The 26,783-nt window shown below is 52.2% G+C and carries 21 protein-coding genes; 10 read left to right on the top strand and 11 right to left on the bottom strand.

Annotated elements, in window-relative coordinates; translation table 11 throughout:
* Window positions 1-9 precede the first annotated feature (9 nt).
* Window positions 10-1,230, bottom strand: coding sequence for a peptide antibiotic transporter SbmA (gene sbmA, locus KTH07_RS02275; protein WP_003859162.1), 1,221 nt, complete (start codon window positions 1,228-1,230; stop codon window positions 10-12).
* 351 nt (window positions 1,231-1,581) lie between these two features.
* On the opposite strand from sbmA, the gene ampH reads away from it, so the two are divergent.
* Window positions 1,582-2,742, top strand: a complete 1,161-nt coding sequence (ampH, locus tag KTH07_RS02270; RefSeq protein ID WP_003859164.1) for a D-alanyl-D-alanine-carboxypeptidase/endopeptidase AmpH — start codon at window positions 1,582-1,584, stop codon at window positions 2,740-2,742.
* Window positions 2,743-2,744: 2 nt separating this feature from the next.
* Here ampH and KTH07_RS02265 read toward each other — a convergent pair whose 3' ends face one another.
* Both KTH07_RS02265 and KTH07_RS02260 read right to left on the bottom strand, forming a co-directional pair.
* The gene (locus tag KTH07_RS02265; protein WP_032620170.1) at window positions 2,745-3,371 is read right to left on the bottom strand and encodes a helix-turn-helix domain-containing protein; all 627 of its coding nucleotides are present in this window, start codon (window positions 3,369-3,371) and stop codon (window positions 2,745-2,747) included.
* An 89-nt stretch (window positions 3,372-3,460) separates the two neighbouring features.
* On the bottom strand, window positions 3,461-6,235 hold the full coding sequence (locus KTH07_RS02260; RefSeq protein WP_063162198.1) for an autotransporter outer membrane beta-barrel domain-containing protein: 2,775 nt from the start codon (window positions 6,233-6,235) through the stop codon (window positions 3,461-3,463).
* 440 nt (window positions 6,236-6,675) lie between these two features.
* Between KTH07_RS02260 and hemB the strand changes: the two genes are divergently transcribed.
* Both hemB and KTH07_RS02250 read left to right on the top strand, forming a co-directional pair.
* Window positions 6,676-7,650, top strand: coding sequence for a porphobilinogen synthase (gene hemB / locus KTH07_RS02255; protein ID WP_032620173.1), 975 nt, complete (start codon window positions 6,676-6,678; stop codon window positions 7,648-7,650).
* A gap of 128 nt (window positions 7,651-7,778) precedes the next feature.
* Entirely contained in the window at window positions 7,779-9,479 is a 1,701-nt protein-coding gene (locus KTH07_RS02250; RefSeq protein ID WP_017383146.1) for a lysophospholipid acyltransferase family protein, read from the top strand.
* Window positions 9,480-9,558: 79 nt separating this feature from the next.
* Here the strand turns inward: KTH07_RS02250 and tauD are convergent, their stop codons facing one another.
* The 6 genes from tauD to mmuP form a co-directional block, all read right to left on the bottom strand.
* Complete coding sequence (gene tauD, locus KTH07_RS02245) at window positions 9,559-10,410, bottom strand: taurine dioxygenase (RefSeq protein ID WP_017694443.1); 852 nt, start codon at window positions 10,408-10,410, stop codon at window positions 9,559-9,561.
* On the bottom strand, window positions 10,407-11,234 hold the full coding sequence (gene tauC, locus KTH07_RS02240; RefSeq protein ID WP_017383144.1) for a taurine ABC transporter permease TauC: 828 nt from the start codon (window positions 11,232-11,234) through the stop codon (window positions 10,407-10,409). The genes tauD and tauC overlap by 4 nt, the downstream gene beginning before the upstream one ends.
* On the bottom strand, window positions 11,231-11,998 hold the full coding sequence (tauB, locus tag KTH07_RS02235) for a taurine ABC transporter ATP-binding subunit (protein WP_023303174.1): 768 nt from the start codon (window positions 11,996-11,998) through the stop codon (window positions 11,231-11,233). Before tauB ends, tauC begins: the two co-directional genes overlap by 4 nt.
* Window positions 11,999-12,007: 9 nt before the next feature.
* Window positions 12,008-12,970, bottom strand: coding sequence for a taurine ABC transporter substrate-binding protein (gene tauA, locus KTH07_RS02230; protein WP_023303173.1), 963 nt, complete (start codon window positions 12,968-12,970; stop codon window positions 12,008-12,010).
* A gap of 226 nt (window positions 12,971-13,196) precedes the next feature.
* The gene (mmuM, locus tag KTH07_RS02225; protein ID WP_023303172.1) at window positions 13,197-14,129 is read right to left on the bottom strand and encodes a homocysteine S-methyltransferase; all 933 of its coding nucleotides are present in this window, start codon (window positions 14,127-14,129) and stop codon (window positions 13,197-13,199) included.
* Window positions 14,116-15,516, bottom strand: a complete 1,401-nt coding sequence (mmuP, locus tag KTH07_RS02220; protein ID WP_023303171.1) for an S-methylmethionine permease — start codon at window positions 15,514-15,516, stop codon at window positions 14,116-14,118. The genes mmuM and mmuP overlap by 14 nt, the downstream gene beginning before the upstream one ends.
* A 157-nt stretch (window positions 15,517-15,673) precedes the next feature.
* Between mmuP and KTH07_RS02215 the strand changes: the two genes are divergently transcribed.
* From KTH07_RS02215 to KTH07_RS02190, 6 genes are all read left to right on the top strand, one after another.
* On the top strand, window positions 15,674-16,783 hold the full coding sequence (locus KTH07_RS02215; RefSeq protein WP_017383139.1) for an AI-2E family transporter: 1,110 nt from the start codon (window positions 15,674-15,676) through the stop codon (window positions 16,781-16,783).
* Window positions 16,784-16,897: 114 nt separating this feature from the next.
* Window positions 16,898-18,682 (top strand): diguanylate cyclase, encoded by a 1,785-nt coding sequence (locus KTH07_RS02210; RefSeq protein ID WP_017383138.1) that lies wholly within the window; start codon window positions 16,898-16,900, stop codon window positions 18,680-18,682.
* A gap of 383 nt (window positions 18,683-19,065) precedes the next feature.
* The gene (locus KTH07_RS02205; RefSeq protein ID WP_023303170.1) at window positions 19,066-19,560 is read left to right on the top strand and encodes a molybdopterin-dependent oxidoreductase; all 495 of its coding nucleotides are present in this window, start codon (window positions 19,066-19,068) and stop codon (window positions 19,558-19,560) included.
* A gap of 17 nt (window positions 19,561-19,577) precedes the next feature.
* Entirely contained in the window at window positions 19,578-21,515 is a 1,938-nt protein-coding gene (locus KTH07_RS02200; RefSeq protein ID WP_017383137.1) for a bifunctional diguanylate cyclase/phosphodiesterase, read from the top strand.
* Between the two features lie 259 nt (window positions 21,516-21,774).
* Window positions 21,775-22,032, top strand: coding sequence for a YjhX family toxin (locus tag KTH07_RS02195; RefSeq protein WP_017694448.1), 258 nt, complete (start codon window positions 21,775-21,777; stop codon window positions 22,030-22,032).
* Window positions 22,033-22,042: 10 nt separating this feature from the next.
* Window positions 22,043-22,789: a cyclopropane-fatty-acyl-phospholipid synthase family protein gene (locus KTH07_RS02190; protein ID WP_023303167.1), complete on the top strand. Its 747-nt coding sequence runs from the start codon at window positions 22,043-22,045 to the stop codon at window positions 22,787-22,789.
* Between the two features lie 351 nt (window positions 22,790-23,140).
* On the opposite strand, the gene KTH07_RS02185 is transcribed toward KTH07_RS02190, so the two are convergent.
* Window positions 23,141-24,079, bottom strand: coding sequence for a HEPN domain-containing protein (locus KTH07_RS02185; protein ID WP_063162191.1), 939 nt, complete (start codon window positions 24,077-24,079; stop codon window positions 23,141-23,143).
* Between the two features lie 383 nt (window positions 24,080-24,462).
* On the opposite strand from KTH07_RS02185, the gene KTH07_RS02180 reads away from it, so the two are divergent.
* Complete coding sequence (locus tag KTH07_RS02180) at window positions 24,463-25,818, top strand: FRG domain-containing protein (protein ID WP_063162190.1); 1,356 nt, start codon at window positions 24,463-24,465, stop codon at window positions 25,816-25,818.
* A 443-nt stretch (window positions 25,819-26,261) separates the two neighbouring features.
* Here the strand turns inward: KTH07_RS02180 and KTH07_RS02175 are convergent, their stop codons facing one another.
* Window positions 26,262-26,753 (bottom strand): hypothetical protein, encoded by a 492-nt coding sequence (locus KTH07_RS02175; RefSeq protein ID WP_074147582.1) that lies wholly within the window; start codon window positions 26,751-26,753, stop codon window positions 26,262-26,264.
* Between the last annotated feature and the right edge of the window lie 30 nt (window positions 26,754-26,783).

Genomic DNA, 26,783 nt, shown 5'->3' with positions numbered 1-26,783 from the left:
AATTCCTTTTTAACCTAATGTATGGGTGACTTCCTGCACGTCCTTATCGTCCAGCTCACGCTCGAAACTGCGTAAACGTTTGTAGATGGACATCAGCTCCACCAGCGTAGTCCAGGAGCTGATCAGATACTGGAACGAACCGCGAACCTGACCAAAGACGTTGGTGATTTGGGTCATCAGACCGAGCGTAATCGTACCCGCAACGATGGACGGGAACAGCAGGAACAACCCGAAAACGTTATCAACCTGAAGATAAAGAATGCGCGCGATATTGAAATACATGTAATGGAAATAGAGGCGGAAATAGTTACGACGTACGGCGCCAAACAGCTCACGCACGGTAGGCGGTGACGCACGGTTGGCATCGTCTTCGCCATACACCAGTTCTTTACGGTAGGCCGCTTCCACGCGCTGGTTTTTAAACTCCAGCCCCGGCAGCTTGATCCCCACCACCGCCAGCAGCCCCGTTCCCATCAGCGACCAGACAATCGCAGCAATCACCAGGCCGTATGGCAGATGGCCGACAATCGGCAGCTCCGGAACGTGCGACGAGAGCGTCACCAGCACCGGCAGGAAGGCGATCAGCGTCATGATGGCGTTGATAAAGCTCACGCCCATATCTTCCAGAGTAGAGGCAAAACGCATGGTGTCTTCCTGCACACGCTGTGCGGCACCTTCGATATGCCGCAGGTGCTGCCAGTGTGCCATATAGTGTTCGTTCATCGCGGTACGCCAGCGGAACACATAGTGGCTGACGAAAAAGTTATTCATCACGCCAATCACCACGGCGATAAGGGCGATGCCGAGGAAGATCCCCACCTCATGGTAGAACTGGTTAATGGTCACTTTATGCGGCGAACTCAGCGCCGTCTGGATCAGATCGTAAAATGGCGCATACCAGGCGTTGACCGCTACGCCCACTTCCACCAGGAACCAGGTGACAAAGATGATTAACGACGTGCCGAGAATCGACCAGTATTGCCAGCGGTGAGGAGAATAGACAAACCAGAACATGGCAAAAAGCCCTACGCAGAGCACGTAATAAGCGTAGAAAAGCAGATAGCTCATGGACCAGAAGCGCGCTGCGCTAATGGGAATATCGCCCGTTGCCCCCGTAAGACGGGTCAGCCACGCGCCGCCACCGGCCTGCCAGAAAATGACAGCCAGCAGTGCCCAAATAAATGCCGACAGGAAAAAGGGCCCCGGCTTTGGGAAAAAAGACTTAAACATTGTGCTTCCTTCTTGTTGTTATGGCTGTTGCTGTGTTCAACATATCGCCACACGAAACCTTGCCTGTGCCAGCCTCCCGGCTCAGGCAAAAAAGTGAGACCTGCGGGTGAATTATTAGTTCGCTTCACAGTTTTCAGGAATTGTTTCGGTGCGTTTCATTCGCAACAGCGATCGTAGCGTCTATCATACGGTCGATGTCACAAAATGGGAGCCACGCCGCAAGTAAATTGTTCAAATTTACCCACGGTTACGTTTTTCTCGCTATCGTTATGCAAATCGGGCCATTGCCCGACGCCGATTAGTAGTATAACTACCCGTAACTTTCCTTATTCACTTGATGGATGCTTTTCGTTGAAACGTTGTCTGCTCTCTATCGCCGCGCTGTGTGCGGTGAGCCTGTCCACCGCCCAGGCAGCACAGCCTCTGACGGCCCCGGTTCTGGCCTCTGACATTGCCGATCGCTACGCGAACCTTATTTATTACGGCAGCGGTGCGACGGGAATGGCGCTGGTCGTGATCGACGGTAACCAGCGGGTGTTTCGCAGCTTCGGTGAAACACGACCGGGAAATAACGTTCGTCCGCAGCTGGATTCCGTTATCCGTGTCGCATCGATAACCAAGCTGATGACCAGCGAAATGCTGGTGAAACTGCTCGATCAGGGCGTGGTGAAACTCGACGATCCACTCAGCAAATATGCACCGCCCGGCGCTCGCGTTCCGACATATCAGGGAACGCCGATCAGACTGGTGAATCTTGCGACCCATACCAGCGCCCTGCCGCGAGAACAGCCCGGTGGCGCTGCGCATCGCCCTGTCTTTGTCTGGCCAACCCGCGAGCAACGCTGGAACTACCTGAGCACAGCAACCCTGAAATCGGCCCCGGGCTCGCAGGCCGGCTATTCTAACCTGGCGTTTGATCTGCTGGCCGACGCTTTAGCGACGGCGTCGGGTAAACCTTACCCTCAACTGTTTGAAGAGCAGATCACGCGTCCGCTCGGGATGAAAGATACCACGTACACCCCTTCCCCGGACCAGTGCAAGCGTCTGATGGTGGCGGAAAAAGGGGCCAGCCCGTGCAATAACACGCTGGCCGCCATTGGCAGCGGTGGCGTTTACTCTACGCCTGGCGACATGATGCGCTGGATGCAACAGTTCCTCTCATCGGATTTTTACGCGCGTAGCAATCAGGCCGACCGAATGCAGACGCTCATCTACCAGCGTGCTCAGCTACGACGCGTCATTGGCATGGATGTTCCAGGTAAAGCCGATGCCCTCGGCATGGGCTGGGTGTATATGGCGCCAAAAGATGGCCGACCGGGGATTATTCAAAAAACCGGTGGAGGTGGCGGGTTCATCACCTACATGGCGATGATTCCGCAATCAAACGTAGGCGCTTTTGTGGTGGTCACCCGGTCGCCAAATACACGCTTCGTGAATATGAGTGATGGCGTAAATAATCTGGTGGCCGAGCTGAGTGCCAATAAAGCGCAGGTGCTTACGGCCTCTAACTGATCTCAATAGTCCGTGGGCAAACGGTTGATACTGATCAGTTTGCCCCGGCTCATATTGATGTAGTTCCCCTGTCGCAGCGCCGCCAGAACCTCAGCAACGACCGAACGAGAAATACGAGTGCTACGCTGAATATGATTCATAACACCAATTTTTGAACGTAGCGTGTCATCCCACTCGGCCATATTGATCAGCATCGCCAGGATTTGGCTATAGGAATTATTTCCGACCAATTGCATGTCACGTTTTCCCAATAAATGGTTAAGCCATGACAGCCAGCAGAAAGCCTCTTGCCAAAGTTGCGCGTCCTGAATAAGCTGGTACGCGTCAGATGCCGGTAAATAAAATCCGGTACAAGGCGTCTGTGCCATCAAAGAATATTCAAGATAGTTTTCATTTATCCATGCGCTTAAACCGTGGATATACGGTGCCCGCGCAATACCCATAAGTAATTCGTCTGATTTACGGTGGACGGCCGTCAGGCCGGATTGTATGACAACGGTCAATGGTTCATCATCATTATTGCCGGTAGTTATTAATTGTTGTGGTTCGATCTTAAATGGGGTACCGGCGACTTCCAGACACTTTATGAGCCGGCTTAATTCAGAAAGTGGCTTCGCATTAACGTTCATGCATACCTCAAGTCATCTGTATCTGTCGGTTCTTTATAATTTTTAAAACACATAAAAAAGCGGGGGAAAAATCCCCCGCGCTTTCTATATTACCAGGTGTATTTCACACCCAGGTTTGCTCCCCAGTTCTGGTCAACGTCGCCGCCGCCCAGATAAGTCGCATCAGTGTAAGCACTGAAGTTTTTCGTGAAGCTGAACTGAGTGCCCAGTCCCACGCGAACCGCAGAGCCTTCCACGCCGTTATCAATGCTGTCATTGTTGATATCAGCATTGTTGTCGGCATCGTCATACACGTAAGCCAGTTTGAAGTAAGGCGTTAATGCCTGCTCGCCGCCGTAGTTGAAGGTATAACCTGCATCCACGCCGAGTTCATAACGCATACTGTCGTAAGACTGACCATCGATACGCATGTCGTTGCTTAGCTGGTAGTCATCACCGGACTGGAACAGGCCAGAGATCGCCGCGTAAGGCGTGACGTAGCCAGACAGGTTTGGTTTCCAGTCATAGCCCAGTTTCATCCCGAAACCAACGGCGTCAGTCGTGGTATTACCGTCAACATACTGACCGTTGCTCATGGTAGCAGAGAGGTCGTTGTTGAAGCGGGTGTAGCTCAGGGAGCTGTCGAGGAAGATGTCGTTCATGAACTTCGCCGACGCGTAGATCATCGCAGTCTGGCTGTCCTGATCGACCTGACCAGTACGATCGCTGATATCACCCTTCGCGAAACCAGCCGCACCACCGACAATCCACTTCACGTTATTACCGTCGATCTGAGTATCCAGACCTACCATAATGCCGCTTACGTCCTGATCGTAGCTAACGGTGCCATTATCCGCGTCAAAGTTGCCGCCGAAATAGCTCACCCATGCGCCGCCGTTATCTGCCAGGCCATGACGGCTGTTGGTCAGACGGGTACCCACGGTATCCTGTTGCAGATTCCAGATGTTGGTATTAGCAGAAGGAATGCTCAGCGCCATGTTGGCGTAGTCAGTCAGCTCTTCCTGCTGGAGAACAACGGTGTCGCCCTTCTGCTGCGCCTGATAGGTGTATGCACCTAAATCAGCTTTGTTTGCCGCAGTAAAGCTGGCAGCGGTATCCGCGTTATTGTCATAGACGCGAACGATCTCTTTGTTTTCGTAGTCAGCTACGGAGCCTGCGCCGGTCGCATCGTCGATGCGCACTTTATAGTTACCGGCAACGTCACCGTTCACCGCCAGATGGCCGTCAGAGTTCAGCGCGACAACACCATAGTCGTAATCCGCTTTAGAGCGATCGTTGGTGATATAGCGTGCGTTGTTCAGGTCGCTGTTCAGCACATAATCACGGCTGGCAACGTTAAGCACACCGCCATCGGTCAGCACCATATTGTGCGTATCAACCTGACCCAGACCCAGCGCCAGCTCTGCACCGTTGTCCACGGTAATGGTGTTGGCATACAGCTCAGCTGTCTCTTCAGTGAGTGCAGCACGGCTGTAGCTATCCAGATACAGGCTGTCGGTAGCCACACCACCGCTGTCGCCAATATTCAGGCTAGACGCATTGGTCAGGGTGATGGAATCTGCCAGCAGGCCGGAGTTTTCAACATTGACCTGAGACTGGTTGTTCACCGTCAGCGCGTCGATGTTGGAGATCTTACGGGTATCCCACTCGGAACCGTTATCCAGCGCCACGTTGAACAGGCCGCTCTGATAAACTTCTTCACCTGCAACATGACCGTTGCTGTCAAAGGTAGAATCAGGCCAGATGCTGTTTGGAGAAAGCGTGTGCCAGTCTACATCGCTGTAGCCTTCACCATACATCTGCGCCGTGCCGATGGCTTCAACGCTGGACTGCGCGGCACCCACCCATTTACTGCCGTTGGTCAGCGTGACATCCAGCTTGTCGGTATCATCCCAGCCGTTGGTGGTTGGGTTATAGACGCCGTCATCGGTGGTATCCGTTGCCGGATCGCCATTCTCGTAGAAGTTGTTATCAAAGGTGCTGGCGAAAAGGATGTCGCCGGTAATGGTAGAGTGATCGAAGGTAGCGGTGGTCTGCATAGCGTTATCAGACGCGCCAGCAACAACGATCAGCGCCGCATCATCCGCAGCCGTGGCGTTGGTTTCACCGTAGTCGCTCGGCTTCGCCGTTTGACCGTAGAAGCCACTGGTACCCAGATCGCTGTACGCACCAGAGGTCAGCACAGAATCTTTCACCACCAGCGTATCGGTAAAGATATTGCTGCTGTTAGCAACGCCTTCAACACCGTCGTATGGCGTGTTATCCAGCTCCTGATAACCCTGCGTCAGCGTGATGCCCGCGATATGGGAGTTGTTCTGAATAACGATGTCAGATTCAACGTCCAGCGTGATCGCGTTACCCAGACCATAGGTGTCCAGATAATGCGTTTCAGTGGTTTCACCATTGACGACATCGTAGGCGTAATGCTCGTAGGTATCGTTGATGGTGGAGTTATCAACAGTCAGGCTAAAACGATCATACTGGGTATGAGTGGTACCGTCAGTATCCACGCCATCTGCACACGTCGTGGTCATACACTCTGACGTGATCATGCCGTTAATGGTGCTGTTAGAAATACTTAACGCGTTCGCACGGCCATTGACACCATCATCCAGATAGTATGTCGAAATAACTCCGTTTACGGTTGATTTATTGATGACTGGATAAATGTCACCATCATGTGTGGCATCTGAATAATCCCAGTCAGCATAACCATAATACCAGGGCGTGGACGCGGTATTGTCATAGCCAAAAGTATTATATGTTGTGCCGGATATATCTTTCGCATTGGCCTGAGAAGCGATAGCCAGTGTGCAGGCTAATGCAAGTTGTGATACAACCAGTTTCTTTTTCCATGTTTGCATTGGGTCATCCCTCCTCAGGGACGTAAGCAAGTTTGTCCATCAAATCATTTAGCAACATAAAATTGCGGAAGGAATTATGCAGTTTCAGTTCGAAAAGGTTCAATGAATGATTCCATTAAGTCCGTATTCAGACAAATAAGCTTGTAAACCCAGGACAATATCAATCATTATGAATAAATATTATAAATTCAACTGATTGCAAACTACTTTAGTTGCTTCGGCACATATAATAAAAAGCAATAAATCATTTATATTTATAATCCCGAACCAATATAGAAACCTCACCAATATTAAACACCAGAATAAGTTTTATAATATAGACAAAATACATACAGCGAATATTAGTCGATTTCGAAAATCTAAAAGACAACTTTAGTAAAACACCGCTCCCTGCTTTCAGGTACACTATACCTCTTTGTTCCACAAACATCAGGCATACCATGACCGATTTAATTGCACGTCCCCGTCGCCTGCGCAAGTCTCCCGCACTGCGCGCCATGTTTGAAGAGACAACACTGACCTTAAACGATCTGGTGTTGCCGATTTTTGTTGAAGAAGAGATCGATGACTACAAAGCCATCGACGCGATGCCGGGCGTGATGCGCATTCCTGAAAAGCATCTGGCCCGCGAGATCGAACGCATTGCGAATGCGGGCATCCGCTCGGTAATGACGTTCGGTATCTCCCACCACACTGACGCGACCGGCAGCGATGCCTGGAAAGAAGACGGCCTCGTCGCCCGCATGTCGCGCATCTGCAAAGAGAGTGTGCCGGAGATGATCGTCATGTCCGATACCTGCTTCTGCGAATACACCTCTCATGGCCACTGTGGTGTGCTGTGCGATCACGGCGTGGACAACGATGCGACCCTGCTGAATCTGGGCAGGCAGGCGGTAGTTGCCGCCGCTGCGGGTGCGGATTTCATTGCGCCTTCTGCGGCAATGGATGGGCAGGTACAGGCGATCCGTCAGGCGCTGGACGCTGCGGGCTTCACCGACACCGCCATCATGTCCTATTCCACCAAATTCGCCTCCTCTTTCTACGGTCCGTTCCGTGAAGCAGCCGGCACGGCGCTGAAAGGCGATCGTAAAACCTATCAGATGAACCCGCTGAACCGCCGCGAAGCGATTCGTGAGTCTCTGCTGGATGAAGCCCAGGGCGCTGACTGCCTGATGGTGAAACCAGCTGGCGCATACCTGGATATCCTGCGCGACATTCGCGAACGCACCGAACTGCCGCTGGGCGCCTACCAGGTGAGCGGCGAGTACGCGATGATCAAATTCGCCGCGCAGGCGGGTGCCATCGACGAAGAGAAAGTGATCCTCGAAAGCCTGGGGGCGATCAAACGCGCGGGCGCGGATCTGATCTTCAGCTATTTCGCGCTGGATCTGGCTGAGAAGAAAATTCTGCGTTAATCCGCTTTAGCGCCGGGTAACGACTTCGCCTTACCCGGCCTGCTCTCTGCGCTAATCTTCACCAAACTGCAATACAAACGACATCTCCTCCTTCTACTGTCTGGGCAAGACGGCAGGAGGAGTGATCAATGTTTAGTCTCGACAGCGTTCTTGATGACCTTTGGCCTCAGGCGAGGCCCGCACCCTGGCAAAAAAGTCTGTTAAAAAGACTGCTTCACGAAGACGAATTTCAGCAGTTTGCCGCCAGCCACCGTCACCTGAAAGGGCTGGATATGGTGGAGCAGGTTCTGGAACACCTTGATATTCACTGCTCCGTTTCCGCCCGCGACCTCGAACAAATCCCCGAACACGGCCCACTCATTGTGATAGCGAACCACCCGACCGGCACCCTGGATGGGCTGGCGCTGCTGTATGCCGTTTCCCGCGTGCGCCGCGACGTCAGGGTTGTTACCAACAGGATGCTGTCCCACCTTGAGCCCCTCAGTTCATTATTTATTCCCGTAGATAATATGGGCGGCAGAACCGCAAAATCCTCGCTGATACAGATGGAGCAGCACCTGCAAAACGCCGGCGTGCTGATCTTCTTTCCGGCGGGCGAAGTTTCCCGCCCAACGCGCAAAGGCATCCGCGATAAAAAATGGCATCCGGGCTTTATCAAGCTGGCCGGCAAACTACGGGTGCCGCTACTCCCGGTACATATCCAGGCGCACAACAGCCTGCTGTTTTATGCCAGTACCCTGGTCTCGCCAACGGTATCCATGCTGCTGCTGATGCAACAGATGTTTCGCCGCCGTCACAGTCAGTTGCCGATCAAAATCGGCCAGCAGATTGCCTGGAATGACCGGTTTAGTTCTACCCTTTCATCGCGTGAGATGGCCGAGCAGTGTCGTCAGCACGTGATACGTCTTGGCAAGGGATTGCCTGGCGTCTTTAAAACCCAGTGCGCCATTGCCCGCCCGGAAGACAGGGCGACGCTCAAGCGCGAACTGGCGCAGGCCGAGTGTCTGGGCAAAACGAGCGATGGTAAGGCCATCTATCTTTGGCAGCGCAACGGGCAGGAAGAGGCGCCTCTGCTGCGCGAGCTGGGGCGGCTGCGCGAGATTGCCTTTCGTGCCGTGGAGGAAGGCAGCGGGAAGCGCCGGGATACCGACAGCTACGATGATGACTATCTGCACCTTATTCTGTGGGATGACGATGACCTGGAGATTGTCGGCGCGTACCGCTTTATGCCAACGGCCATGCAGGTGGAAAAGCGCGGCGTCGAGGGGTTGTACAGCTACAGCCTGTTCCACTACGACGAAAAAATGCAGGACATACTGGAGCACGGTATTGAGCTGGGGCGCAGCTTTATACAGCCGCGCTACTGGGGGCGTCGCGGTCTGGACTATCTGTGGTCAGGCATTGGCGCCTATCTGGCACGCTATCCCCATTACCGTTACCTGTTTGGTCCGGTGTCCATCTCCGGCGGCTTACCGCCAGCCGCACGGGATCTGCTGGTGGCGTTTTATCGTCTCTGGTTTCCGGCCAGCCATCCCCTAGCCGCCTCGCGTCAACCCTACCCGGCCTCACTTCCGGACGTGCTGGCACAGTTTGGCGGAGTGGATTACGTGGATGACCTGACAAAGCTGAAATCCCTGCTCGGCAACCTGGGTTGCGGCATCCCGCCGCTCTACAAACAGTATTCCGAGCTATGCGAACCCGGCGGCGTGCAGTTTATCGATTTCGGCAGCGATCCGGCGTTCAATAACTGTATCGACGGGCTGGTGCTGGTGGATCTGTGTTATCTGAAGGCAAACCGCTATCAGCGGTATATAGAAGCACACCTTTAGCTCCGTTGCCCGGTGGCGCTGCGCTTACCGGGCCTACAATTAAACGTAGGCCGGGTAAGGCAACGCCGCCACCCGGCAATCAAGGCGCACGGTAAAACGGCTTATCCCCCAGGATAGTCGCCCGCTGCATAATCCTTCGCTGCGGCAGGTAATCCGCATTGGCGTAATGCTGCGTGACGCGGTTATCCCAGATCGCCAGATCGTTCTCCTGCCAGCGCCAGCGCACCTGGAACTCCGGTTTGGTGATGTGCGCGAACAGGAAGCCGAGCAGCGCCTCACTCTCTTTTTCCGCTACGTCCACGATACGCGTGGTAAACCCTTCATTCACAAACAGCGCCTGTTTGCCCGTCACCGGATGGGTACGCACCACCGGGTGCAGCAGCGGGGGATGTTTTGCGACCGCATCCAGCCAGCGCTGGTGCTCCTCTTCGCTTTTGCGGTACTTGTACTCCGGGAACGATTTTTTGAAGTCATGCTCCGCCCGCAGGCCGCTCAGCAGAGTCTGGAGCGGCGCGGAGAGCGCCTCAAACGCGGCAATCCCGCTGGCCCACAGCGTATCCCCACCCGTTTCCGGCAGCTGTTTTGCTGCCAGAATCGCCCCGGCTGGCGGTGTGTCGATAAAGGTAACGTCCGTGTGCCAGTTGTCATTATCGGGCGGGTTATCGTTATGGGTGTCCAGCACGATAATTTCCTCCACCCCTTCCGCATGCGGGTAGACCGGGTGGATATGCAGGTCGCCAAAACGCAGGGCCAGCGCGCGCTGCTGCTGCGGGGTAATGGCCTGTTCACGCAGGAATACCACCTGATGACGCAGCACCGCGTGGTACAGCTGCTCAAACTGGTTATCGCTCAGCGGACGGGTTACGTCCAGGCCCGACACCTGCGCGCCAATATATGGCCCCAGCGGGGTAATGGTCAGTCGTTCACTCATTGTATTTCTCCATGCCAGGGCGTCAGGCGACGCTGTAGCGCGCGCAGTCCCAGTTCTAATCCAAAGGCAATCGCGGCGATCACCGCGATCCCTGCCAGTACCACGTCAGTCGCCAGGAACTCTCCCGCCGACTGCACCATAAACCCAAGGCCGCGCGTGGCGGCTATCAGCTCTGCCGCCACCAGCGTAGACCAGCCCACCCCAAGGCCGATGCGCAGCCCGGTCAGTATCTCCGGCAGCGCGCCTGGTAAAATGACGAACAGCAGTATCTGCGCGCGGCTGGCGCCGAGCGACTGCGCCGCACGTATGCGTACCTGCTGCGCACTTTTTACGCCAGCCAGGGCCGACATGGCTACCGGCGCAAATATCGCCAGGTATATCAGTAAGATCTTTGACGTCTCGCCGATGCCAAACCAGATCACCATCAGGGGCAGGTAAGCCAGCGGCGGGACGGGACGGTAAAGCTCTATCAGCGGGTCGAGAATGCCGCGTACCGTCGGGCTCAGTCCCATCGCGATCCCCACCGGAACGCCAATAATGACCGCCGCCAGCAGCGCCACCAGAATACGCATCAGACTGGCGCCTAAATGCTGCCAGAGCGTGGCATCCATAAAGCCCTGCGGCCCGGCGATAGTAATCAGTTTTTCCAGAACCTGGCCTGGCGGGGGCAGAAACAGCGGGCTGACCCACTGCTGCGCGGCAACCGCCCACCATACCGCCAGCAGCACCACCAGCGTGCTGAGGCTTAAGGTGAGCTGGCGAGAGAACGGCCAGCGTAAGGCAAGGCGCGTCCGCCGCGTTTTTTCACTGAAAACAATGCTCATGAGAACGCCTCCCGTTGCTCAAACACGCGGCTTAAGACGTATTCACGCTGTTCAATAAACAGCGGATCGGATTTGATGCTGCGTACCGGCTCTCCCGCCACATAGCGGCGGGCAAACTCAAGCGGCAGGCGCTCCAGCACGCGTCCCGGCCCCGGTGAGAGCAGCACCAGCTCCGTCGCCATAAACACGGCCTCTTCGATATCGTGGGTGATTAACAGCACCTGCTTGCCGGTTTCGTGCCACAGGCGCAGCAGCAGGGTTTGCATCTGCTCGCGGGTGAAGGCATCCAGCGCCCCGAAAGGTTCGTCCAGCAACAGCAGCTGTGGGTTAGCCGCCAGCGCACGGGCGATCCCGACGCGCTGACGCTGCCCGCCTGAAAGCTGCCAGATAAAGCGTTTTTCAGCCCCCTCCAGCCCGACCTTTTTCAGCATATCGCGCGCCGTACTCAGGCGCTGTTCACGCGCTACACCGGCCAGTTGCAGACCAAACGCAACGTTTTCCTGAACGTTTCGCCACGGGAGTAATCCTTCATTCTGGAAGACCACGCCGCGCTCTGCGCCTGGCCCCGTAACCCGTTTCCCTTCCAGCTGGATCGTGCCGTGCTGATACGGTACAAACCCGGCGATCAGGTTCAGCAGCGTCGTTTTCCCGCAGCCGGACGGCCCCAGCACCACCAGCAGTTCACCTCTGTCCAGCGTCAGGTTGATCTCTTCCAGGGCGGGTTTGCCGCCGTAATCGGCAGACAGGTTTGTAATGTTCAGCATTGCAGCCCCTTATTTCACAAAGCGATCGGTCACGAACTGGCTGTAATCCGCCGCCACCGCAGGCACTTTGCCCTGCTCTTTCAGGAACGTGGCAGTGTCGACAATCGCTTTGCTCACCGGCCCGTTCAACTGCTGGATCTGCTGCGCAGGCGTCAGATAGGTGTTGCCTTTTACCAGCCCCGGCACGTCAGCTTCCGGCACGCCGCTCAGACGTGAGAGCTTCTCCAGGTTGGCGGGATGTTTCAGCCATTCATCCGGGTTGCTGATGTATGGCTGCTGTGCGTCGATGGCGCTTTTGGCGAAGGCTTTCACCACTTCAGGGTGTTTCTCGGCAAAGTCCTTCCGTACGACCCAGACGTCAAGGGTTGGCGCGCCCCACTGCCCCACTTTTTCGGAGTCGGTCAGCACGGTGCCCTCTTTTTCCAGCTCGTTGACGGCGGGCGCCCAGACGTATGCTCCGTCGATGTCGCCACGCTGCCAGGCGGCAATAATCGCCGGAGGTTGCAGGTTGATGATCTGCACCTGGCCCGGCTTAATGCCCCAGTGTTTCAGCGCTGCCAGCAGGCTGTAATGCGTGGTGGAGATAAACGGCACCGCGATGCGTTTGCCGATCAAATCTTCGGGTTTCGTGATGCTTTTCTTCACCACCAGCGCTTCGGAATTTCCGAGCTGCGACGCCAGCAGGAAGACTTCAATCGGCACCTGCTGGCTGGCGGCCACCGCCAGCGGGCTGGAGCCCAGGTTGCCAATCTGCACGTCGCCCGAGGCTAACGCCCGCACAATCGCCGCGCCGCTGTCGAACTTGCGCCAGTCGACGTTCGCCCCGCTCGCTTTGGCGAAGGTGTTGTCCGCCTGCGCGACTTTCGCCGGCTCAGCGGAAGTCTGATACGCGACGGTGACGTCCACCGCCTGCGCCTGAAATGCCCACAGCGCCAGTGCGCCGAGAAGTGTGATCCGCGATGAAATTGCCATAATGTCTGCTCCCCCTTGTTGTTATGGGGGCAGTATTTCCGGCGCGAGAATTTTGATAAAGGAATAAAAAAGAATCGCTAATGACGATTCGTTTTTAGAAAAAAAGCGGGAAAGGATAGTGAATTTTGTGCGGTTGTTTCGCCGGGTGGCGGCTGCGCCTTACCCGGCCTACGGTTCGTGCAAATTTGTAGGCCGGGTAAGGCGCAGCCGCCACCCGGCAAAGACCTCAGCGCTGAACCGTCAGCGCAGCAATATCCTGCGGCGTGGTACGACAGCAGCCGCCAATCAGCTTCGCACCGGCATCCAGCCACTGCGGTAAATACCCCGCCAGCGTCTCGCAGGCTTCACCGTGGTGATGCCAGGTTTTGCTCACCGCATCATAATGCTCGCCAGAGTTCGGATAGACCACCAGCGGCAGCGACGTCAGGCTGTGCAGATGCGTCAGCGCCGCGGTGGTGTTTTCCAGCGCGATACAGTTGATCCCCAGCGCGACAACCTGTGGGTAGCTTTCGAGCGCAGAAACGACATCCCGCAGCGGCGTCCCGTCACTCAGATGCTCGCTGTCACGCAGGGTAAATGAGAACCATGCCCGGGCGCGAGGATACGCCGTCAGCAACGCCGCCAGCGCCTTAATCTCCGGGAACGAAGGCAGCGTTTCACAGGCCAGCAGATCCGCGCCCGCATCCAGCAGCGCCTCCACGCGGGGACGGTGGAACGCGGTGAACTCTTCAGCGCGACGCACATAATCGCCGCGATATTCAGATCCATCGGCAAGGTACGCGCCGTACGGCCCTACCGACCCCGCCACCAGCAGCGTGCCCGCCTGCGCATTCTCTGCCAGGTACGCTTCCCGCGCTTTGCGTGCCAGCTCTACGCTTTTGCCAATCAACGCCCGGGATTGCGCCTCGTCGAGCCCGCGTGCGGCAAAGCCCGCAGGCGTGGCCTGATAGCTGGCGGTGATCGCCACCTGTGCCCCCGCGCGGTAATAGTCGAGGTGCACGTCCCGGATCAGCTCCGGGTTTTCCATCAGCACTTTGGCCGACCAGAGGCTGTCGGCAAGGTTACAACCGCGCGCTTCCAGCTCCGTTGCCATCGCCCCATCCAGCACGACAAACGGCTGGTTTTCAAGGAGGGCGGTAAGCGGATTATTCTGCGACATGTTCAGGCTCCTGCGTGGTCAGGTTTCGGGTCAGGTAGTACGCACCATAACACAGGGCGACAAACGGAAGCCCGCAATAAAGGGCAATACGCTGGCTGGGGTCAAACCACAGGCCGACGCAGGCCACCAGACAGAGGATAAAGCCAAGCACGGGCACCAGCGGATACCATGGCGCGCGATACTGCAACGCCGAAAGTGGCTGCCCGGACTGCACGTGACGGCGACGAAACACGAAGTGTGACGCGCAGATGCTGATCCACACCGCCACCACCGCAAAACCGGAAATGGCTGACAGGGCCACAAACACCGTATCCGGCGCGACCACGCTGGAGAACAGCGCCAGCACGCCACCCAGCATGGAAACGGAGAGCGCCGTCAGCGGCACGCCGTTTTTGTTGACGCGGGCAAAGCAGCGTGGCAGCGTTTTCTCGTTAGACAGAGACCACAGCATACGGCCAGAGGCATACAGGCCCGAGTTCGCCGCCGAGAGGATCGCCGTCAGGATCACGAAGTTAAAGATATCCGCCGCATACGGAATGCCGACCTTTTCAAACACCACCACGAACGGGCTTTTCTCCACGCCAGCCTGCTGCATCGGGATCAGCGCCGCCAGCACAAACACGGTGCCAATAAAGAAGATGATGAGCCGGGCGATGGTGGTGCGAATAGCAACCGGAATAACCTTGTGTGGGTTTTCCGTTTCTCCTGCCGCGATGCCGATAAGCTCCGTTCCGGAGAAGGCAAAGTTGACCGCCACCATGGTCATCAGGATCGGCAGACCGCCGTGCGGGAACCAGCCTTCGGCAGTAATGTTGCTTAAGCCCGGCGCCGGTGAACCGTCCTGCATCGGGATAAAACCGAAGATCGCCGCCCCGCCGAGAATAATGAAGGCGATGATGGTGATGACTTTCACCAGCGAGAACCAGAATTCCCCTTCGGCGAAGAAGCGCGTGGAAATGACGTTAAGAGCAAAAATCACCACGCAAAAGACGACGCACCACGTCCAGACGGGAACCTGCGGGAACCAGTACTGCATACAGAACCCGGCTGCGGTAAAGCTCGATCCCAGCGCCACTGTCCACGTAAGCCAGTAGAGCCAAGCCACGGTATACCCTGTCGCCGGGCCGAGATAACGAGCGGCGTAGACGTGGAACGCGCCGGTTTCCGGCATCGCCACGGAAAGTTCCCCCAGGCATTGCATAACCAGCCAGACCACCAGCGCACCAATAAGATACGCCAGCAGCGTGCCCGCCGCGCCGGTTGTCGAAATGATGTATCCGGTATTGAAGAATAACCCTGTGCCGATAACGCCCCCCAGCGAGAGCATAATCAGGTGACGGGTTTTCATGGTGCGCTTAAGCTGCCCGTTTTGTTGTTCTGTTTGCATATTACCTTCTAAACGTATGGACATCTAAACATCCAAAGAAGGGTGTTATACCGCGATTGTTAACAAAAGGCCACCCGGCACGACTTCGGCGCAATTATTGGTAAATCTTTAAATCAGTTCTATAGTCGACACAGTTTCTTCTTCACCAGGACTCACTATGCGATTTAACGGACTGACCAAAGGTTTCTTTATTCTCATCCTGGCCCTTGTTACCTGGGCTTTCTTTGACGTGCTGTCACCCTATTTCTCGGCGATTCTGTGGGCCGCGATCCTGACCATCATTTTCAACCCGGTGAAAAACAAATTGCGTACCGCGCTGGGCGATCGCAACGGGCTGGCTTCCCTCCTTACACTCGGCATTATCTGCCTGATCGTGTTTATTCCGTTGATGGTGATCCTTTCCTCGCTCGCGGTGGAACTGAACATGGTTTACACCAAGCTGCAACAGAACAACACGCAGTTCCCGGAAGTCATCGCCGGTATTTTCAACCGACTGCCGGACTGGGCCAGCGGCTTCCTGGCGGATCACAACCTGACCAACGCCGCGCAGATTCAGAAAAAGCTTTCCGATGTCGCGTTACAGGGTGGACAGTATCTGGCGGGAAGCGCGTTCCTGATTGGTAAAGGGACGTTCGGCTTTGCTATTAGCTTCGGCATTATGCTGTACCTGCTGTTTTTCCTGCTCAAAGACGGGCCCTATCTGGTGCGCCAGATCCTCGACTCGCTGCCGCTGTCTGACTTTGCCAAACAGCACCTGTTCGCTAAGTTTGTCGGCGTCTCGCGAGCCACGGTAAAAGGTACGGCGGTCGTGGCAGTGGTTCAGGGTACGCTTGGCGGTATCGCCTTTGCCATCGTCGGTATTGACGGTAGCGTACTGTGGGGAGCGCTGATGGCGTTCCTCTCCCTGGTGCCCGCCGTCGGCTCGGCTATCGTCTGGGTTCCCGCCGCGATCTTCCTGTTTGCCACTCACCAGCTGTGGCAGGGTCTGTTCATTGTGGGCTTTTTTGTCATTATCGTCGGGCTGGTGGACAACCTTTTACGTCCGCTGCTGGTGGGCAAAGACACCAAAATGCCGGACTACCTGATACTGATCACCACGCTCGGCGGTATGGAGCTGTACGGCATTAATGGTTTTGTGATTGGGCCGCTGATTGCCGCCCTGTTTATCGCCTGCTGGAACCTCTTCTCCGGCCGCGACCACGCAGGCAACGCCGAGGAGCTGGACGCAGACTTTATCGAAGAGGGAAAAAACCCTCCGGATCTCTAACGAAACGCGTTTTGTCAGGCGGCCCTGTGCCGCCTTTTTTTTCGCGATAAATCAGGGGTTTTCTATAATCTGAAATGAACGCTCTTCCACATTTGTCGTAGAAGGATCCAACAGGTGCGAATCGCCACGATCACAAACTGGGCCTATGGTGTCACGGTGTGCCTGACCATTGCCTCCGGTATCGTCATGCTGATGGCTTCCCATGCCGACAACGTAGAGCGTCAGGCTGTTAAGCAACGACAAATTTTTGACCAGCTTACGGAAGAGATTGAAGCAGAAACCTGGATGCTCTCCGATTTAGCGCGCCTTTACGCCATCAAAAAAGAGCCCGATGTGCTGAAAGCGTACCAGGCGAAAGAAGGTGAACTGAAGAATATTGAACACAAAGTGGGACAGTTAAAAGATACGGGCGCAACGGGCGAAGAGCTGGCGCTGCTGTATGAAGGGCTGAAGATTGTTGATGGCCTACAGGATGAACAGCAGGCAGCAATTGCCAGCGTCGCCCGGGGTGAGGAACAACAGGCCATTGCGTTACTCTTCGGCAAAATCTACGAACTTGAAACGGAACGCGCCCAGAGCAAGATTGACCATTTTCGTATGCTGCTGGATAAGCGCATTATTGCCGATGTCCAGGCGGCGACCAACACGTCGAAAACGCTGCGTACCGCCTCAGAGGTGATGGTCGGCCTGACCGCCCTGCTCTTCTTATTCGTGATGGGCTTTATTCTCAAGCACCGCGTGCTGCGCCCGGTGGTGCGCCTCAGCGATGTGGTTCACCGCCTGGCCTCACAGGATTACGCCGTCGAAACGCCCAATTTCAACCAGGTCGATGAGATAGGCGATATGGCGCAGGCCATTCGCATTTTCCGCGAGAACGGGCTGGCAAGGCAGCGGCTTGAAAAAGAACGCGACGCAGACTGGGCCATCCGCGAGCTGCTCGCACGAATGACCCAGCGCTTGCAGGGGTGCGAGAACGTCAGCGACGTGATTGAGGTGGCAGAGCTGTTTGCTCCCAACATTGCGCCGGGTATCGCCGGACGTCTGTATATCATGGATCGAAACCCGTGGGAGATGCGCTGTGCGGCGGAATGGTTATCTCCACAGGGAGAAAAAAATGCTTTCCACCCCGATCAATGCTGGGCCATACGCCGTGGTCAGAGCCACCCACCGGTCAACGGCGAGCCGGATATCGGTTGCCAGCATCTGCCTGAATCACAAAAAGACAGCTCACTGTGCGTGCCGCTCATTGCGCAGGGGGAAGCCATTGGTTTGCTGTCGTTTCAGAACATCACGCCTGAAACAGCGCCGTCCCGCGCATATCTCGAATTAATGGCGGAAGCCCTGGGTCTGGCGCTGGCCAACCAGCGTCTGCGCGATGCCCTGCTGGAAAAAGCGCTATTCGACCCGCTCACCGGCTTGCGTAACCGCCACCACCTGGAAGATACCCTGCGCACTCAGATAGCTCAGGCAATGCGCAATGATGAGCCGGTGAGCTGCATGATGATCGACATCGATCACTTTAAAAGCATTAACGATCGCTTCGGCCATGAGGCTGGCGATCATGTGATAAAGAGCGTGGCGACAATTGTTCAGCGTGCCGTGCACGATGCCGGCCTGGCCTTCCGCTTTGGTGGCGAAGAGTTTCTGGTGCTGCTAACGGGTGCGGATGAGGAAGCGGCTCACGCCTGCGCAACTGAGATTTATAACGGCGTCCATACGCTGTCGCTGCGCTATGGGCTTGCTGAGATTGGCCCAGTGGATGTGTCGATCGGGATCGCCAGTTACCCGCAGCACGCCCAAAGCGACGACCTGCTGCGCGCGGCAGACGTGGCGCTTTACCGGGCGAAAGAGCTGGGGCGCTCGCGGATCGTCAGTTTCAGTATGCTGGAGACGGGTTAACCGAAACTCAGTGCAAATGACGTCAGAGGTACGCGCACTCTCTTATTCCCTCACATTGAGGGTGCGTTATCATTCTTTGTACAAATAAATTCATCTTAACGATGCCACCATTGATAAAAAATGGGGGTGCGTAAATATATCAATAAATCAAAGCGATCATTTTTTAAACCCGGGTGGCTAATTACACTGAGTTTTAATGTTTTAAAAAACGTAAGCTCCAGCCAGAGGTCTGCAATCACGGGGCAAACAACGATTATCCATTTGATTTTAATACATTTAATGAAGTATCGTTTGCAAAAAGCCGTGGCGTTCAACAAAATAGACAAACTTATAGGATAATTAACTTATAATTCTTATACTTCTGTTAAAAAGAGGAGGCCAATATGCGAATAATCCTAATGCTGTGCTGCTTTTTGGTACAAAGTTTAAGCTGGGCTGGCGAACTGCCAAAGCCTGTGGGCAAACCCATCTTAACAATTACCGGTAATATAGAAAATACGAACGAAAATGGAAAAGCCGTTTTTGATATTGCCAGCCTGGAAAAACTGGGGATGGTGAGTTTCCAGACGACCTCTCCCTGGTATAATGGCCGCACGAAGTTTGAGGGTATCCCGATGCGCAAACTCATGGAGTATGTGGGTGCTAAGGGTTCTGTTCTGAATGTGGTTGCACTCAATGATTATACTACCGTCATCCCTCTCAGCGACTTCCAGAAATACAACGCCATCCTGGCTTTAAAGGTCAATGGCGAATATATGCGCATCCGCGATAAAGGTCCGTCATTCATCGTCTACCCTTATGACAGTCTTCCTGAACTCAATAATCAGATTTATTACTCGCGATCGGCCTGGCAGGTCAGCAAAATGAAGATTGAATAGTAGTTCAGGAGAACATAATGAACAGGATACTGGTTGGAATCATTTTTTCTCTTTTTATCACTACGGGATATATAGCCTTTCTTGTCTACGACCGTCAGCAGGAGTTGCAAAAATTGACTCACTACACTGAGTCCTGGTCTGTAGCCCAACTGGTATCTGAATATTACCGATTTGAATCATGGATTGGACTGTACGCAACCGAGACTGATGACGTTACGGTAGACCAGGTTCGCATGCGCCTGGAAATCATGCTGAGCCAGAATGATTTATTGAAAGAGGGCGGCCTGGGTCGTTATATAAACAGCGCGAAAGCGCATCAGGTGCTCGCCTTACGCCTGGAAAATATACTGAACTATCTGGATGGTCATCTTGAGAAAATGAGCCGTTCAGAGTTAAAGCTCTATCTGAAAAATATGCATTCACTGGATGCACCGCTAAGCCAGCTTTCATCAACGGCTTTAACAAAAGATGTTAATACAATCAATGAAACTAACCTAAAAATACAGGTTCTGTATTATATTTATTCAGCACTTTCGCTGTTACTGGTTATTTTAAGCTTCATACTGGGCTTTTTGATTATCTATCAAAATAAAAACATCCTCAAAGCACATACACAGGTTAAAACGTTGGCTGAAGAACTTCAGCTGTCCAAAGAAACCCTGCAAATCCAGAATACAAAACTGGAATACGATGTTTATCATGACTCCCTTACCGGCATGAAAAACCGTCTTTTCTTCTGGGATGATCTCAATAAACTTAATCTACAGGCTGAGGAAAAACATATTTCGGTCACGGTGATGTTATTCGATTTAGACCGGTTCAAAGAGGTGAATGATACCTACGGTCATGATGCTGGCGATTTACTGTTACGTGAGGTATCCACGCGCCTTAACGCTTTGAGCCGCTTTTCAGAGACATTTTATCGTTTGGGCGGCGACGAATTTGCGTTTCTCTCCAGTGGCTTAACCGAAGCCGCAGCTGTTTCACGCGCGCGAGAAATCAGTGATAGCATCAGCAAGCCCTATACAATTAATAATCAACTCATCAAAATAGCCACCTGTGTGGGTATTGTTTTATCGGATAACGAACGACGTTCAGATTACCTTTATAAATTTGCCGATCTGGCGCTCTATGAAGCCAAGAAAGAAGGTTCTCAGCAAATCAAAGTCTTCCGCCAGCGAATGCTACAGAAGTTGCAGGAAAGCAGAACCCTTGAAAATGATATGGCAAGAGCAATAGAGAATGATGAGTTTATTGTTTATTACCAGCCTATTGTGAATTCCGTCAGCAAGGAAATTTACGGCTATGAAGCGCTTATTCGCTGGATGCACCCCGTCAAGGGGATGCTCTCCCCGGATAGCTTTATTTTCGCCGCTGAAAAAACAGGCATGATCAACGAGATAGGTAAAACTGTACTTAAACTGGCGTGTAGGGAGGCGGTCTCCTGGGCTGTTCCGGCCAGGATCTCCGTCAACGTCTCACCTGTTCAATTGGGCAGCAAATCATTTATTAATACGGTGCAGTCCGTTCTGGCTGAGACCGGGCTCCCGGCTAACCGTCTTGAGTTAGAGGTCACAGAGTCTTCCCTCTTCAGTGACAGAAATAACCCCATTGCGATCCTCAAAAAACTACGCTCACTGGGCGTAAGAATTTCTATTGATGATTTTGGCACGGGTTATTCGTCGCTCTCCAGACTCAGCGAACTGAATTTTGATAAAATCAAGATCGATAAATCTTTTGTCAATCCGATATCTACGCAGGAAGATGCGCTTAATATTGTGAAGCTGATTACCGGTATGGCTAAAAGCCTTAATATGGGCGTCATTGCCGAGGGCGTTGAGACCGAAGAGCAGCTTGAGCGGCTTCAGGCTCTGGGTTGCGAGCTTGTGCAGGGATATCTTTTCAGCAAACCACAGCCTCAGGTCGACAGCAAAATTAAGAGCGGCCAGGAATGATCCCCTCTCCTCAGCCCGATACCAACCGGGATCACATTTTTCACCCCTGGGTATTCACTGACAATAACCAAGTGTTATCATTCACCCCGTAAATACCTATCAACTCAAACCGAGGCTTTGATGCTGGAGAATGTAATCATCCGATAATCAGCTTCCCGACCTTTCCAGGCCGGACTGATTATCAATGCGCCGAAATCGTATGCGGACACCGCTGTGTGTTTGCACGTTTTGCACATGATGATTAAACAGGTTTTCCAGTATGAATTTATCCCGTCAGGAACAACGTACCTTACACGTTCTCGCCAAAGGTGGCCGTATTGTGCACGTCCGCGATAACTCTGGCCGCGTCACCGCCGTTGAATGCTATAGCCGCGAAGGGCTACTGCTGGCTGACTGCACGCTCGCCGTTTTCAAAAAGCTCAAAACCAAAAAGCTGATCAAATCCGTTAACGGTCAGCCCTACCGCATTAACACTACGGGGCTGAACAATGTTCGCGCTCAGCCTGATAATCGTTGAGGAGAGGATGATGGATATCCCACGTATTTTTACTGTTAGCGAAAGCGAACACCGCATTCATAACCCCTTTACACCAGAGAAGTACGCGACGCTGGGCCGCGTGTTACGCATGAAGCCAGGCACACGCATTCTCGATCTCGGCAGCGGCTCGGGAGAGATGCTTTGTACTTGGGCTAGGGATCACACCATTACCGGTGTCGGTATTGATATGAGCCAGCTCTTCACCGCGCAGGCCACGCGGCGCGCAGAGGAACTCGGCGTCAGCGAACGCGTCCATTTCATTCATAACGACGCGGCCGGCTACGTCGCGAATGAAAAATGTGACGTGGCGGCCTGCGTTGGCGCAACCTGGATTGCGGGTGGCGTAGCCGGGACGATGGATCTGCTGGCAAAAAGCCTCAAGCCCGGGGGGATAATGCTCATCGGCGAACCGTACTGGCGTCAGGTACCCGCGACGGCAGAGATAGCCCAGGCCTGCGGCGTCTCGTCGATTGCAGACTTTCTCACTCTGCCCGGTCTGGTTGCGTCTTTCGATCAACAGGGCTATGACCTGGTTGAAATGGTGCTGGCTGACCAGGAAGGCTGGGACAGGTACGAAGCCGCGAAATGGATGACCATGCGGCGCTGGCTGGAGGAAAACCCAGACGATGACTTCGCGCAGGAAGTTCGGGCGGAGCTGACGATAGCGCCTGAACGTCATGTGACGTACACGCGGGAGTACTTTGGCTGGGGGGTGTTTGCGTTAATGGCGCGATAATATGGCGCTGGCGGTATAGCCTTTAGGGTTATGCCGCCGATCAACTTCTTTGAGGTACAAAACGATGACGCGAAAATGTGCAGCCATTAGCAACATTTGCTGCCATGATCTGAGAATGAGATTTACTGGAATGTAGGGTAACTATTTGATTTAGATGGTGCGATAATAGGAATAAAACAAACCGTCATAAACAACTGTTATTTATACGTTTAATAATGTTGTGTTTTATTAGATACCCCCATAAGTACCCCCAAATAGTTTTAGCTTAAAATTAAATTGACCGAATTACTTTCAAGTGTGAATTTTTTGAGGTAATTCGCTTAATGTGACCGCGCAACTATTTAAGTGATTTTAAGTAAGAAGTCTTTCTTCATAATCTTCAACAGTTGGCATTCTGCCTAGCTCTGTCATCCGGCAAACTAGTTGCGATAGGAGCTTCCTTACCTCAATTATATGCTCAACTAAGTGATGATCTGACGTAACTCCACCGTGTACCGCTTTAGAGCGATAATCATACAGTTTCTTTATCCTGCGATACGCCTCTAAACGCTGTACCCCTCTTTCTTCAAGATATGCCGCCGCCATGATCGCCAGCCGGAAACGAAGTTCGGAGTTTATGCCAAAAAGAGCCTCAATTCCTGCCCATAACGCCGCTGCAGACATCCGTAAATTGGCGTGTTGGTTGTGGGTCGTAAGAGAATCTATAGCTAGTCTAAAGGCCGGGAACTCAAGCAAAGTTATCCAATTTTCTAAGTATTGTTGAACCCAATCGAGAGCCTCAAGCGATAGTTCTTTAACGGTATCTATTCGACGAGTTGCAGGTACGTCTTCAAGAAGTTGTACTTCGCAGGAGTTTGAGTTCATCGCGGGGAAAACATCCCATGATACATTTGCTACCGCGGGGACAAGTACCTCAATGAGAGTACGACATCTGATCGCCGATAAGATCCACCATCCTATGTTTAACTCTGTCTGTTGAAAAGTTGAATTACAGCATTGCAAAGCAAGTTCATGCGTTAATGCAGGCATATGGCGAGCAATAGGGCTTAGTAAGGATTTATTCTTAAGGGCAGCAGCAAGCTCGATTTCTCCAGGCGGATAAAGTACTTCTCTTAAAACGCCGATACCCTCAAAAATATAGGGACTTTTACTAAAGGTTAGACCAGACAAAGCAAAACATATTTCATGTTGCTCTCGTAAATGCTTTATTTTTTCCGACGCGTATTGCTTACGCCGCTCAAAGTGGGCTGTTAAATCCAATAACCTATCCTTACTATACTCTTTTTCCATATTTTACAGCTCCTTAGATAGCTTCATATACCTTAGACCATAGAGCTTATTGAAATGACTCGACTGTAAACCATAAGCATGTTAGCAGAATAAAATTTAATGTTGACTATATAAGGATAAAACCAAATGAACAACTAAATTAATGATAATTTTGTGATTTCAAGTCTATTGTAAGATAACAAGCAGCTTATAGAAATCATTTATTTTCAATAAATATGTGATCAAGGTTGCACATTCGAATTTTTGTTTATAATACTTTGCACAAGCCACGTGTTATTTTTATATATGTTTTATTAATCGATATTCATAACAAAACAGGGTATAATAACTATTTGTTATATAACAATTAATTTTATTGTCACTTCTTATTAAAAGGATTGTTTATGTTTAATTTAATAGTTGCTGGTGATATTTATAACTTCATCAAAGAAGATTCTGGCCGAGAAAATTTTTCAGTTTCGCGTTTACTTGAATCAACACCAGAGGATATTAGAAATAATTTACTACCTCTCACTGATGAATCTCTAGAATATCTCTCCTCATTACCTGTATTATTTATGACGGAACCGGAAAGAGAGTGGGGCGAGGATTTTGACACATCTGAATACTCTGAGATCAGAATAGGTAGTATTAGTGATTTAAAAATCACTAAATTGGGGCGAGATACAGTTATTGCGTTCAACTTTAAAATTGAAAGAAATCTCGGCAAATGCAAGTTAAATGATGAAAGTCATTATTCCGATGCTCTATCCCTAGGTGGCTTCGGACTACACAGAACTCACTGGTCAATAAAACGACTTGATATTGACACAGTATTAGATTTACTTGGTATAGAGGGACAATTACCACCAGTTCAGCCTAAAAAAACCAACCTCCCAAACAAAACCGAAGATATCGTAATATCTGATGTTAATACCTATCTTGATAAAGTATTGAAACATAACTTTGATGAGAATGAAGAGGTATTTTATCGCGGACATTCAGATCATCGGTATGAATTGGAACCATCATTATACCGTAAAAGTCCGGAGGGGGTTTTTCGTTATAGGCAACATGAATCAGAAATGATTACAGAATTATTAACAGTCCAACCATCCGAATTTACTACCGATAGATATATGCTCGACAAACTGGTTCGAATGCAACACTACGGTCTTCCAACACGTTTACTTGATGTAACCACAAATCCTCTCATTGCCCTTTACTTCGCATGTTCCAGTAAAAAAATAGAAAAGGGAAGTGAGGTTGATGGTAATGTGATAATTATTACCACAAAAAAAAATCAAATTAAGTTCTTTGACTCTGATACGGTTAGTTGTATTGCAAACCTTTCGCGTTTGCCTGAACATCTAAAAAAGGAATTAGATTTCAACCTTAACAAGCATGAATTTAATAAAACTGATCCTTGTGCGCAACTCTTACATTTAATCAAGGATGAAAAATCATATTTCAAACATGTCATTGAACCTTCTGACTTAAGAAGTCTACTTGTTGTGAAGGGAAGAATGACAAACCCAAGAATTAACTCTCAGTCAGGGGCATTCTTAATATTCGGTGAAGATGCCGTTCTTCCTGAAACAGGTTTTAGTGAGATAAAAATAAAAAAACTACGTATACAAAACAAAAGTGGTTTAATGAAAGAGCTCGCACGCTTTGGTATCAACGAAAGTACAGTTTATCCAGGCATTGAAAAAGCGGCAGGGGAAATTGCAAAAAAATATGATATTTCAAAAATATAAAGTTTAATAGTTGTTCTCATGAAAATACTGACTGAAGCAACTGTAACTTAGAGCGCGTTCTGCCAAAAATCCCCACTGGCGCTGCCGGTGGGTGACAACTTTTGACAACTCAATCTGAACGCCAGCGTCCGGGCAAACCAGAACAGCGATCTGAAAGAGGCTCGAGGATGGTTGCAAAGGGGGAGTGCTTAACACCTCCCCTTCACGAGTTCGTGTACCTGAAGTTTTCTAAAGCGGTAGCGGTTGACACTTTCCCCCTAGTTTTCCCTAGTAAGGCATAACAAACCATAACAGGCTGACACCTGCCGTGCTTCGCATCAGCCCTTTACACGTTGGCTGCAGCTGTTGTGCGTGAGCGTTAGGATCCGTTAGGTTGGGTTGACACTTTTCCCTGTTTTTCACGAAAAAGTGTCAAGTTAGAGGAGTTAGGTTTGGCTGGGGGTTTACAGTTTTTCACCTGCCAGCAGACAGAGTGCCTTTAATCCTGTTTCGCTCCAGTCATCCTGGGTGTCGGGATGCATTGCGGCCACATAGGCCAGCTCGGAACGCAGGAAACGCAGACCACCAGCCATGTGATCTTTGCCATAGAAGCTGTGGGTTTCTTCATCAAGCCGGAAGAGAATCAGCAGTTGTTCATCGGGCTCGTGCTGAACTTCAAAACCAAGTTCAGCGGCTGCTGCCTCTATTCGCTGGCCAGCATCAATATCAGCCGGCAGCGCTTTCCCGCCGTCATGCCCCCATACCCATTCGGCGGCCTGCGCCCACGTCATTTCAGTCTGGTGTTCGCCAACACCAGCAGAATTTTGTTTAGCCTGCGATGCGTCAACATCCACTTTATCGCCTGAAATTACAATTTCACCTCGCGCTATCCAGCCGTAAACAGTTTGCCGGCTAACGCCCATATGCCTGGCGTAGGCTGATTTACTTAACAGCATCCTGTGTTTCCCTCCGGGCAGAAAAAAGCC

This window comes from Enterobacter cloacae complex sp. ECL72, assembly GCF_019056635.1.
GTDB classification, from domain to species: domain Bacteria; phylum Pseudomonadota; class Gammaproteobacteria; order Enterobacterales; family Enterobacteriaceae; genus Enterobacter; species Enterobacter hormaechei_C.
This window is presented reverse-complemented; position numbering and strand designations above follow the sequence as displayed.